This window comes from Paenibacillus sp. AD87, from assembly GCF_001659845.1.
Classification (GTDB): domain Bacteria; phylum Bacillota; class Bacilli; order Paenibacillales; family Paenibacillaceae; genus Paenibacillus; species Paenibacillus marchantiae.
Map to the genome: position 1 here is coordinate 4,308,774 of NZ_LXQN01000007.1, position 12,010 is coordinate 4,320,783.

General features: G+C 47.6%; 11 protein-coding genes. 6 read left to right on the top strand and 5 right to left on the bottom strand.

All coding sequences use genetic code 11. From position 1 onward, the window contains the following. Positions 1 to 2: 2 nt before the first annotated feature. Positions 3 to 416, bottom strand: coding sequence for a hypothetical protein (locus gpAD87_RS19020; protein WP_064639900.1), 414 nt, complete (start codon positions 414 to 416; stop codon positions 3 to 5). Positions 417 to 697: 281 nt separating this feature from the next. Between gpAD87_RS19020 and gpAD87_RS19025 the strand changes: the two genes are divergently transcribed. Next, a complete protein-coding gene (locus gpAD87_RS19025; protein ID WP_064639901.1) occupies positions 698 to 1,198 on the top strand; it encodes a DinB family protein in 501 nt (166 codons plus the stop codon). An 88-nt stretch (positions 1,199 to 1,286) separates the two neighbouring features. Here gpAD87_RS19025 and gpAD87_RS19030 read toward each other — a convergent pair whose 3' ends face one another. Next, a complete protein-coding gene (locus tag gpAD87_RS19030) occupies positions 1,287 to 1,790 on the bottom strand; it encodes a GNAT family N-acetyltransferase (protein WP_064639903.1) in 504 nt (167 codons plus the stop codon). 100 nt (positions 1,791 to 1,890) lie between these two features. Further along, positions 1,891 to 3,039 (bottom strand): M23 family metallopeptidase, encoded by a 1,149-nt coding sequence (locus gpAD87_RS19035; RefSeq protein WP_082935177.1) that lies wholly within the window; start codon positions 3,037 to 3,039, stop codon positions 1,891 to 1,893. Between the two features lie 217 nt (positions 3,040 to 3,256). Here gpAD87_RS19035 and gpAD87_RS19040 point away from each other — a divergent pair, with 217 nt between their 5' ends. The 3 genes from gpAD87_RS19040 (at position 3,257) to thrS (ending at position 8,237) form a co-directional block, all read left to right on the top strand. Then, a complete protein-coding gene (locus gpAD87_RS19040) occupies positions 3,257 to 4,024 on the top strand; it encodes a response regulator transcription factor (protein WP_064639905.1) in 768 nt (255 codons plus the stop codon). Continuing rightward, the gene (locus gpAD87_RS19045; RefSeq protein ID WP_064639907.1) at positions 4,021 to 5,781 is read left to right on the top strand and encodes a sensor histidine kinase; all 1,761 of its coding nucleotides are present in this window, start codon (positions 4,021 to 4,023) and stop codon (positions 5,779 to 5,781) included. Before gpAD87_RS19040 ends, gpAD87_RS19045 begins: the two co-directional genes overlap by 4 nt. A 476-nt stretch (positions 5,782 to 6,257) precedes the next feature. After that, a complete protein-coding gene (gene thrS / locus gpAD87_RS19050) occupies positions 6,258 to 8,237 on the top strand; it encodes a threonine--tRNA ligase (RefSeq protein WP_231952659.1) in 1,980 nt (659 codons plus the stop codon). 116 nt (positions 8,238 to 8,353) lie between these two features. On the opposite strand, the gene gpAD87_RS19055 is transcribed toward thrS, so the two are convergent. Then, the gene (locus gpAD87_RS19055; protein ID WP_064639908.1) at positions 8,354 to 9,217 is read right to left on the bottom strand and encodes an SDR family oxidoreductase; all 864 of its coding nucleotides are present in this window, start codon (positions 9,215 to 9,217) and stop codon (positions 8,354 to 8,356) included. 129 nt (positions 9,218 to 9,346) lie between these two features. Between gpAD87_RS19055 and gpAD87_RS19060 the strand changes: the two genes are divergently transcribed. Together gpAD87_RS19060 and gpAD87_RS19065 are read left to right on the top strand one after the other, a co-directional pair. Beyond that, the gene (locus gpAD87_RS19060; RefSeq protein WP_064639910.1) at positions 9,347 to 9,892 is read left to right on the top strand and encodes a hypothetical protein; all 546 of its coding nucleotides are present in this window, start codon (positions 9,347 to 9,349) and stop codon (positions 9,890 to 9,892) included. Positions 9,893 to 9,959: 67 nt separating this feature from the next. Beyond that, entirely contained in the window at positions 9,960 to 10,691 is a 732-nt protein-coding gene (locus tag gpAD87_RS19065) for an MBL fold metallo-hydrolase (RefSeq protein WP_064639912.1), read from the top strand. A gap of 102 nt (positions 10,692 to 10,793) precedes the next feature. Here gpAD87_RS19065 and gpAD87_RS19070 read toward each other — a convergent pair whose 3' ends face one another. Then, positions 10,794 to 11,990, bottom strand: coding sequence for a PQQ-dependent sugar dehydrogenase (locus gpAD87_RS19070; protein WP_064639914.1), 1,197 nt, complete (start codon positions 11,988 to 11,990; stop codon positions 10,794 to 10,796). Positions 11,991 to 12,010: the final 20 nt, after the last annotated feature.

Sequence of the window (12,010 nt, forward strand, 5' to 3'; positions counted from 1 at the left end):
GCTTATACATCCTCCGTTTCCCTAAGCTGTCTAATCTCCCGGATCGTTTCGGGCGTAAGCTCGATTTCATCCCGTTCGATGATGTCCGGATGCTTGATTCGTTCAGCAATGCGGTCCAGTTCTCGTATCCGCCGCCGGATTTGTTCCATTTTGCGAAAACGCTCCTTCACCTGGACCATATATTCCACCGCCTGGTGATGGGATGCAGGGCGGCCTGCGAACCATTTGCGTACAGTCGACAAGGACTGATAAGCCACTTCTTCCGCACGTTTTTTTTGTTCGAATTGTTCAATTTTATGTTTAAGCGTTTCGATCTCATTTTCTTTTTTGACCTTGAGCTGTTGGATAAGGTACAATAAATCGGACGATGATATTTGCAATGCTGTATGGTGATACACCTCGTCAATTACTAACATATCATGTCAGGACTCCTTACATATCAAGTTACTTGTTATCGATTATAGAGTCCAGCACTACTTAGCGTCAATCCTTTTTTGGCGATGGCATGATTTCATATGACCCATTTATAAAAAAAACTTCATTCTCATGTACACAACTTCAACTAACAAAGTAATTTAAACACATCTTCGCATTCACCTTTCATATCCTCTATGATGTGTATTAAGCATCCACATTTTAGGCACTGCACTTACACAAGCTGACATCATAGAACTCATTTAAAGGAGAGGATCGCACGATGTTCACTCGTAATGACGACATTCGGAGCCAAATCTGGGAAGCCGTCTCTGGACTCAATGAAGAGCAATTGAACCTCCAACCCACACCTACTCACTGGAGTATTATGCAAGTTCTCCGTCACCTGAATTTGATGGAAAACATAATTGTGAAGCAAGCCCGAGCCGCGTTAGAGAAGGAACAGACCGTTGCTGTGGACAAAAAACCATATGAGCTTACACTGGATCGCAGCCACTCTGTCAGCGCCCCATCTCATCTCCAGCCTCCTGCGGAACCAGAAACGCTGGCGAATGTACGCCACGACCTGGAAGACTCACATCAAGCGTTGATGCACGTTGCACAAGATCATGAGTCTGAACTGCTGCGGAGCAAGTCTTTTCTTCACCCGGTTTTCGGTGAGATGGATCTGGTCCAGTGGGTCGATTTTGCAAGCTATCATGAAGAGCGTCATCTGGCACAGATTCAGGATATTAAACAAAGGCTTGGCGTGTCGCACACCTAAGTCATTCCCTATTTACTCTATGTAAGCAAAAATAACCTCCAATCCACGCATTGTGGATCTGGAGGTTTTCATTTAATTTGAAACATCGTTATAACTTTTTGCCCAAAATCGCCAAATCCCGGTTGACACCATCCAGCACAGCCACTTCAGGGTAATAGCCCCACTGTTCAAAGCCATGCTTGCGCAATAACCCCAGACTCGGTTCATTATGTCCAAACACAAAGCCCAGAATCGTCTTGATTCCAAGCGCAGGACAAGCGTCAAAAATGGTGTTCAGCAAACGTCCGCCAGCTCCAATTCCCCGGCACTGCTGATCCACATACACACTGACTTCCACCGTCCCATTGTACGCAGGTCGTCCATAAAATGAACCCAGGCTAGCCCAGGCTACAACCTGTCCCTCAAGTCTCATCACCCAGAGTGGGCGATGATCGGAAGAATGCTCCTCAAACCACGGAATACGTTGCTCGACGGTCACCGGCTCCAAATCCGCCGTCACCATTCGGCTCTCAATCGTAGAATTATAGATCTCCACAATCCTAGGCAAGTCCTCACGACTCGCATACTCAATCTGTACACTATCCAGCTTCATGTCTACTCCTCCATCATCCAGATCGATTCTATCTTATGACGGTATTATAACGGAGGAATGAAGTCGACGTCATCCCCCAACATTCAGCTCAATTCCATATTTACTCAGACAACCCTTGAATCGTGTTACCCCGGGTTAACTGCTGGCTCTGATCCGCCCAACGAATGTTAACAGAACGGGAAGTGAATAGATCCGGGCCGTCCGATACCTGGAAGTGCAGATGAGCTTCACTGGAATTACCTGAGTTACCCAGCTCTCCAATGAGGTCCCCCTGCTTGACTTTGTCCCCTTTTTTGACGGCCACACTGCCTTCCTTAATGTGCCCGGTGATGCTGTATTCTCCGTTTCCATGGTCAATGACCACATTGTTACCCGCTGGTTCTTCCGGGTTCATCACGCCTGGGGTATTGTCTGGAATATCATTCTTGATATCGACTACGGTTCCATCTGCTGCTGCATAGAGCGGTTCACCAAAAGCATAGTAGTTTTCGTTCACCTTCGCATCTCCATTGTAACTGAAAGCTTCTTTGGTGCGAATGATATCTAGCGCATAGCGCTGTGTTTCATGCTCGTAATGATAGTTCGACATCACATCATTGCCTCCCCAGAACACATACCATTCACCCTTCATTGGGAATTGAAATTCGGTTTTGGTGAACGTTTGATCCGTATCTTCATGGGGTTCCAGTGGTTGGATTAACAGCCCTTCAATCTGATTGGCTTCGGTAAAATAGGCTTGAATTCCTTTGTCTCCTGTTTGATCCTTCCAGGCGAACTCGGTTAAATGGTTCACTTTGGCATTCACCACTAGATCAAAGGAAGTTACGCCCTCAAGGAATTGATCCGCAGACGATTTAAACTGTTCAAGCGTTAGTGCTTCCTTCAACTCGGGACTCATCTGACTGTAGATGGCATCCTTGGAACCGTTCATTAACGTATCGATGAAATTGTCGGGTGTAATGATGGCGCTCACCTCTGTACCTGAATTCTCTGCCTGATGGGTACTCTCACTCGCTTCATTGGCATTTGTCGTCTGTTCCTTGGACTGCTGCTCCGCCTGCTCGGATGTAATCGAGTTACTGTTACCGCAGGCAGACAACATCACACAGGCTCCAAGGGCAATGGCAAGCAATTTCCAGCTCTTTTTGCTCTGTAACTTCTCATGTGCAGCATATCCTGATTTCGGAAGACTTCCCCCGCCATTTAAGTGATTCGCACGAATTTTAGATCCTTCTTTTAAACTGTTCATTCTCTACATCCCTTCTGTGTTCGTTATACTTTCCAGTTAAGTGTACAGAATGAATCTTATCCTTCGTCTAACCCATCCTTACATGTAGTTAAACTGTGGCGTCTGCTATGGCTTCATAATTAAGATTCCGTTAAGATAGCTCACACACTACATTGCCCTTTCGGATGGTATGATTAGCAATAAACAAACAGGAAGCCCTAGGAGGTCATTTCACATCATGGATCACGTCTCCATACTGCTAGTTGATGATGAACAAGCCATTTTACATATGCTCAAAACCGTCCTGCTCAAAGAGCAATTTGTAGACATCGACACCGTTACCACTGGAGAAGAGGCGATTACCGCCTGCGAAAATAAAACCTATCACTGCATTGTGCTGGACATCATGCTGCCTGGCAAAAGCGGACTGGAGATCTGTCCCTTTCTGCGGCAAGTGACCGATGCACCGATTCTTTTTCTGACCGCCAAAACAACGGATTATGACAAGTTAACCGGATTCGCCGTTGGCGGCGATGATTATGTCGTTAAACCATTTAATCCACTGGAAGTGGTCGCCCGGATCAAATCACTGCTGAAACGTTATTTACCTACCAAAATGGCGGCGACTACAACGGCGACTCCACCCTCTTCTGACGTAACTTCGTCATCTCCTGCCGTGCAGGAAGGGGTATATGATTTTGGTCGTTTTCAAGTATTTGAACACGCCGGTGAACTTCAGGTTGAAGGACAGCCTGTAACCTGTCCGGCTCTTGTCTACCAGCTGCTGCTCTTTTTCTGCAAGCATCCCAATCGTATTTTCACCAAATCGGAATTGTATGAGCGTGTATGGGGTTCGGAAGCCATCAGCGATGACAACACCGTTATGGTTCATATTCACCGTATCCGTGAGCGGATTGAAGCTGACCCCTCTAACCCTGCGTTTCTCGTCAATGTTCGGGGACTGGGGTACAAACTCATTCAGCCTAACCAAGTGTCACGCGCATGAGTATTCGTCGCAGATTAATGACCCGGTTTATCGGTATGCTTGCTGGCGCAGTAGTTCTTATCATCCTGTTGGGTTCTGCAGCCACCTATTGGGTTGTTCAAAAGGTAAATGAAGTAAGCCTGGTGGACGACTTCGCTACCAGTGGTCTTGACCAACTGATTAATACCGCAGAAATCATGCCCGATGGGACGGTCCGCTATGATCCCAGGCTGCTGAAGCAGGTCGAGAAAAATCAAGGATGGCTTCAAGTTGTGGATGAAAAAGGCTACGTCATTGATGATTTTAATACACCGGATGACGTTCCGAAGCAATACAAGCCTGGAGAGCTGATCGCATACTGGGAGGCCAAGAAGCCGTTCCCATACCAGATCGTCATGCTGATTCGGGAGAAAAACGGCGAGATGTTCACCTTGCTGTACGGCGAACGCAATCAGACCAAATCCTTACTCGATCAAGCCCGGGAGGACAGTCATTACACCGATGGAGAGCTTATGCTGCGCCCCAAACAAGAGGATGCCATCCGTTCCAAAGGTGCGTATCTGCAAATTTTGGATGCCTACGGTCAAGAGCTGGCTTCTTATAATAAACCTGCCATGGGCGTCCCTAGCAGTTACAACATACAGGAACTGGCTTTGCGTATTCGATATCCCAATCGATATGGGATATCGATCGCAACCTTTTACGATGAACAGAATGGCACGACCTGGATGCTGAGTATACCTGTCGATCCAACTGCTACAGGGGATGAAAATCCCTATAACTTCATTTTGACCCCAGTGCTCATCGTGCTGATCCTATCCGTTGTGATTTTGCTAATTCTGCTGGCCTTATGGTACGCCAATCGTTTCGGTTCCCCCATGCTGCATATGCTCCAATGGCTCCAACGACTAGAACAAGGACATTATGAAGAACCCAAAGGCATTGGCGGCATACCTCGCAGTCAGCGACGAAATGGCAAATGGAAACGGAAATACCACGTGTATGCCGAAGTGCTTCGCTCCATGCAGGCATTATCCGCAACATTGAAACAAGATGAAGAGCTTCGTAAACAGACCGAAGCTCTGCGTGAGGAATGGATCGCCGGAATAACGCATGATCTCAAGACACCGCTATCCTCCATCCAGGGATACGCCCATATGCTTGAAGCACAGAAATATAGCTGGTCCGCGGAAGAAGTAAGAGAATTTGCGGGCATTATGCTGGATAAATCCATGTATATGGACCGACTTGTGAATGACCTTGCCATGACGTACCGACTGCGAAGCGGTGGATACCAGCCACCTGTGGAAGAAACTGACGTAAATACGCTACTTCATGATCTCGTCCAGCGTGCAGAACGCAACCCGGTATATGGCGAGGGACGTATTGTTTTCCGGCCTGCGAAAGTTCCGGTATACGGCCATGTGCATATTCCTTCGTTTGAACGCATTGTGGATAATCTGACCGCTAATGCCCTTCTGCATAATCCAGCGGAGTCAACTCTGACCGTTAGTGTGCATCCGGGTAAGCAGACAGGTGAGTTCAGTGTTCATTTTGCCGATGACGGTCAAGGAATGGACCCGGAACTGGTCTGGAGGCTGTTTGAACGATATTACCGAGGGACCGATACAGGTACGTCCGATGTCGGATCAGGCCTTGGCATGGCGGTTACGAAAGGGTTAATTGAAGCGATGAAGGGTCGTATTGAAGTGCAATCGACTTCTGGTGAAGGTACTGTCATTCGATTAATATGGGATGGACAATCAGAACATGGGTAAAAAACATTCCGCTTGACCTTTTCATTTTCAATCTATATAATCGACACTCAATAACACCTGTTCCAATATATTGATATGGACTTCAACGATATTAAGATCAATTTAATTGATATCGATTTTGCATATTTGGCGATGACCAGAGACAAGATTCCGTTTGCGTGCTGCCCAGAGAGAGAAGGGATTGGTGAAACCTTCTTCAGCGAACGGACCGGAATTACCCCTCTGCAGCCGTGACCTCGAACTTCAGCTTTTCGGTCTTCTTCATGAATTCCCGACAAAGCTGTCAGTAGAGTTCACCGCCTGATCCCCGATAACGGATTCCAATGAGGGTTATGATGTTCTTGCTTGCGGCGGCTGGTCGTGTTCAGGAGCATTCATAACCAAATTAGGGTGGAACCACGAGCTGAGCGCACTCGTCCCTTTTCCGGGACGGGTGTTTTTTGCGCTTCAAATTTGAATATTGGAGAGTGGTTCACATGAGTAATCCGAATAAAAACAGCCAATCCAGCAACCAATCGAAGAATGATCAACAGCAACCCGGGCATCCAATTGAAATTCGCCTGCAAGGCGGAGCTGTACGTTCTTACAACGCAGGCATCACTGTAGGAGCGGTCGCCTCATCCATCAGCACAAGTCTGGGCAAACAAGCCATCGGCGGAATCGTAAATGGTAAGAATGTCGATCTCGACTGGGAGCTTGAGCAAGATTGCGAACTCGTCATCGTTACTTTGGACAGCGCGGAAGGTCTGTATCGTTACCGACACAGCACAGCTCATGTACTCGCGCAAGCTCTCAAACGCATCTACGGTGCGGAACAAGTGAAGCTGGGCATCGGACCTGTCATTGAAGATGGATTCTATTACGATGTCGATCTGGAGCATGCTCTATCAATCAGTGATTTGGCTGCCATTGAGCAAGAAATGAACAAAATCATAAAAGAAAATGAAAAGATTAGCCGCCGGGTAGTTAGCCGGGAGGACGCACTTCGCATCTTTGGAGAGATTCAGGACCCGTATAAGCTTGAACTCATTCAGGATTTACCAGAGGACGCTGAGCTTTCGATTTATGACCAAGGAGAATTTTTCGACCTCTGTCGAGGCCCACATCTTCCGTCCACTGGTCGGATCAAAGCATTCAAACTGCTGAATGTGGCTGGTGCATACTGGCGCGGCAACTCGGATAATAAAATGCTGCAACGCATCTACGGCACTGCTTTCCCGAGCAAAGCCCAATTGGATGAACATCTGCACATGCTGGAAGAAGCCAAGAAACGGGATCACCGCAAACTGGGCAAAGAGCTTGAATTGTTCATGTTCTCCGAAGAAGCACCCGGTATGCCGTTCTATCTTCCCAAAGGCATGACTGTGCGTACAGAACTGGAGCAATTCTCCCGTGAATTGCAACTACAGGAAGGCTATCAGGAAGTTCGCACTCCCCTCATGATGAACAACGGTCTGTGGGAGCAGTCCGGTCATTGGGAACATTACAAGGACAATATGTATTTCTCGGAAGTGGACGATGCCACTTTTGCCCTGAAACCAATGAACTGCCCGGGACACATGCTGATTTTTAAAAATACACTCCATTCCTATCGTGAGCTGCCGATTCGTATGATGGAATTCGGTCAGGTCCACCGCCATGAATTCTCAGGCGCTCTGAACGGCATGATGCGGGTGCGGACTTTCTGTCAGGATGATGCCCATCTCTATGTGATGCCAGAACAGATCGAGGAAGAGATCAATCAGGCGATTTCATTGATCGGTCGCATGTACGACATCTTTGGATTCGAATACAACATTGAGTTGTCCACTCGTCCGGACGATTCCATGGGATCGGAAGAGCTGTGGGATCAAGCAGAAAGCGCATTGCAAAATGTACTCGATCGGCGCGGTGTGAAATACCGCATTAACGAGGGTGATGGTGCCTTTTATGGTCCGAAAATTGACTTCCACATTCTCGATGCACTGAAGCGCAGCTGGCAGTGTGGAACAATTCAACTCGATTTCCAAATGCCCGAGAAGTTCGATCTCACTTATATTGGAGAAGATAGCCTGAAACACCGTCCTGTCGTGATCCACCGTGCCATCTATGGTTCAATTGATCGTTTCATCGGCATCCTGACTGAACATTATGCAGGTGCGTTTCCACTCTGGCTCGCACCCGTGCAAGTCAAGCTGCTGCCGGTGTCGGATCATTACGCAGACTATGCCCTTCAAGTTCAGAGCCAGCTGCGGGCTGCCGGTATTCGAGTAGAAACAGACTTGCGCAGTGAGAAGCTAGGCTACAAAATCCGTGAAGCTCAGATGGAGAAAGTGCCTTACTCGCTTGTACTGGGGGAAAATGAGAAAAATGCCTCATCCGCCTCTGTCCGTGCATACGGTCAGGGCGATCAAGGCATTCAGCGCATTGAAGCATTTATTGAGCTGATTCAGCAAGCTGTGAAGGCCAAAGCCTAAGCGCTTAATCAGGAATGGGCTGAAACTTAACGTTAGAGGCAGCCGTTAATATGGAAAACGGCTGCCTCTAATTCTGTTCCAAGAATGTCTCCCCTTCTGCTTCAAGCGGTCAGCAATTACAATTTTTCTTCAGGTCTAAGTCCGACTTGCTCTTCGCTCCATGTCCAGAAACGCTCAGCAGCTGCGACATCCAGCGCATGGGCTTTCAATTCCTGGTCCTTTTGTTGATAGAAGTAACGCCCGGTTACGCCGGCGACTTCAGGGCTTGTGGCGAGATATATGGCCGTTTGTGCCCCTTCTTCAGGTGAAAGGAAAAACGGTAGTTTGCCAACCAAAGCCATAATGCGTGTGCCAAACCCAGTATTGCGGTCTACGCCAATACTTGTACCCACCGCACCGGGATGAAGGCAGTTGACCGTGATCTGGGTTTCCGCCAATTTGCGGGCCAGTACACGGGTGAACAACACATTAGCCAGCTTGGATTGAGCGTAACTTTTGATTGGATTGAAGCCTTTATGCAGATGGGGATCTTCGAAATGTATTTTGCCGGCTTTGTAGGCACCAGACGAAACATTCACTATACGCCCCTGCTTCGCAGACTTCAAAGGTTGGATCAGGAGTAAGGTAAGCAGGAAATGTCCAAGATGGTTAATACCGATAGCTTGCTCGAAACCATCGGAGGTTTCTTGGCGCTTCAACATGACGACACCCGCATTATTAACGAGAACGTCAAGTGTGTCGTAACGCTCACGGAAGGATTGGGCAAAATGACGGATGCTTTCCAGTGACCCCAGGTCACACAGCATCAGTTCAATCGCAGTAGAGCCAGACTGACGCAGCGCCTCCTCCAGTGCCTGCTGTCCGCGCTTCTCGCTGCGGCACGCCATAATCACGTGATACCCTTGCCTTGCAAGTTCAATGGTGGTTGCAAGACCCATGCCTGAATTGGCTCCCGTAACAATGGCTGTTGGAATGGACATCAGGTACTTCCCTTCTGAACCAGAGGTTCTTCATATTTTGGAGCTCTCGTCTTCTTGTTTTTTTAGCACTACTGACGTCAATATGAGATAATCGAAAGAACACATATTGGTCTTATAGGGAGGATACGTATGCTAACCAAAGAAGACTTCAAGAAACTGAAAAAAGAAGCGAAACTTGAGATTGCACTAATCGAACAGGAAGTTCAAAATCTCCAGCAAAAGATAGACTCATCCCTGTATGAAAAAGATAAACTGCGGAACGATGAAGAGATTGGTGAGCTTACGCAAAAACGGAAAGAGCGAAAATATAGTTCATGGACGATTGAATTATGCACGATTATTGAAGACCTGCTAAATCAACTATACCAGCAAACGTATCAAAAAAAATTTAATTCTATTCAGCTGATGAAAACTCCTGCATACCGCTCATTATCCAATATTGAGATCCTTCAGGCTGAATTGAAAAATCATCATCTGTCCCTGAAATCGGGAGAAGAGAAATTGGAAGAAGAAATAGCCAAAGTGTTTCAACTGAGAAATAAACTTATTCACTCCAACTTCTCTTATGCTTCCATTATTAGAGAAAATCACGATGCAAAGCAAGAGTTTGAATTCATCCTGGATACGATGAAGAAGTATAGAAAACACTTGAAATATAATCAGTCAGAGAACTGACGAATGAATGATTCAAAATGGTCCTACACGACAAAGGAGGTGCCCCGGATTCGATCCGGAAACAAATATGAACAATCAACCCATGGATATTACGGTTCTAAATCTTCATATTGTCACACCTGCGGGTAAAAACCCGATCTATCCTGTTATGTTGCGCGATGAAGATGGTATTACGCTTGTGGATACAGGCATGATTGGCCAATTCGCCGAACTTCAGTCCGCACTGGAGCATGAAGGCGTTCAGCTATCTGATATCAAGCGCATTATTGTAACACATTCCGATATAGACCACATTGGTAATCTTGGTGCCCTGGTGAATGCTGTTCCCGAATTGGAAATCTGGGCGCATAGCGATGAAATTCCGTATATCACGGGCAAAGAGCCCATGATCAAGTTCACACCAGAACGCAAAGCGTTGCTACCTGAACCTATAGCGGAGCTGGCGGAACAATTGGTCTCACAACGGACTGAGTTCAAAATATCCAAAGTGCTAGAAGATGGTGACATGCTTCCTTTACAAGGCGGCATCCAGGTCATTCATACACCTGGACACACCCCAGGACATATCTGCCTCTACTTCCGGGAGCAACAATTCCTGCTCGCTGCCGATGAATTACGTGTGGTCGATAATGAATTGGTGGGTCCTTCTCCACCCGCAACACCGGACATGCCTGAAGCACTGCGCAGCTTGAAAAGATTGCTTGGCCTGAAGCTGGAGAAGGTGCTTTGTTACCATGGTGGCGGGTACACCGATGAGCCCAGTCGATACATTGCCGAACTCGCGGAGAGTGCGGACTAATTGGTCCCTGCAACCTAAGCTATATTTACGTAAATAATGAAGCGAAGGGGCTGTCCCATACGTCATGAACATGGCGGGACAACCCCTTTTCTATTGTAAATGTTACGGTTTCGGCGTCAGAACGATCAGTCGGTCATCTCCATCGCGTGGAGATCCCCGACCATCACGGTTGTTCGTCAGCACATATAATTTCCCGTCTTCTCCGGCAGTCACATTCCGAATACGTCCCCACTCGTCTTTTAAAATCGGCTCTACCTGCGTTACTTGTGTACCATCTTCGGACAGAGTAATTTTAAGCAGTTGTTCACCCCGCAGATTGGCAGCAAGCAGTGATCCGGCCCACGGACCTTCCTCTATAAAGGCTACACCAGATGGAGCCCATGTTTCATCTCCACTATGGGCAAGCGGAGCCTGATATGTGCCATTATTATCATCGTCTCCCTCTACCTCTGGCCAGCCATAATTCTCACCAGCTTCAATCCGGTTTATTTCATCAAAATTACGCTGACCATGCTCTGTGGCATACAGATAGTTATTGTCCGGGTTCCAAGCCAGGCCCTGTGCGTTCCGATGTCCCATGCTGTACACGGGTGAATTAGGCCAAGGGTTATCTTCTGGGATCGATCCGCCGAGACCAATCCGCAATATTTTGCCACCCAAGCTTTCTTCGTTTTGGGCCAACTCCGGCTCATAGCGTTCACCTGTCGTAATATAGAGCAGATTGTCCGGGCCAATCTTGATCCGTCCTCCATTGTGATTCACCCCACCAGGAATGTCTCTGAGCAGCTCCTTGTCTATGGTCGCCTTCCCGTCACTTACCTTCAAGCGCAATACCCGATTGGCAATGTCACCACCACCTTCCAGATAGGAATGGTATGCATAGAGATAACCGTTATCATCAAAATCCGGATCAGCAGCAAGTCCAAGCAGGCCACCTTCCCCTTCTTCATTAAACGGTGCAGAAAATTCAATCAGAGGTTCAGATGCCAGCTCTCCGTTCTCGATGACCCGAATGGTACCCGGTCGCTCTGTTACAAACATCCGTCCATCAGGCACGCTTACCAACTCCCAAGGTACATTGAGTCCGTCGACTAGCACGGAAGCCTCGTAAGGGATTACAGTATTTTCGTCTGTTTCCTCTTCCCCGTTGTTAACACCTTCCGCTGTCTGTCTCTGACCTGTACCCTGTCCTTGTGATGTCTGCTGCGATTCTGTCGCCGGGTCACCCGAAGCACAGGCTGTTAGCAAAGCCATACTGAGTAAAGAAGCATATAACGGAACGCTTAGTCGATTATTCATGAATACGTCTCCCTTCTATC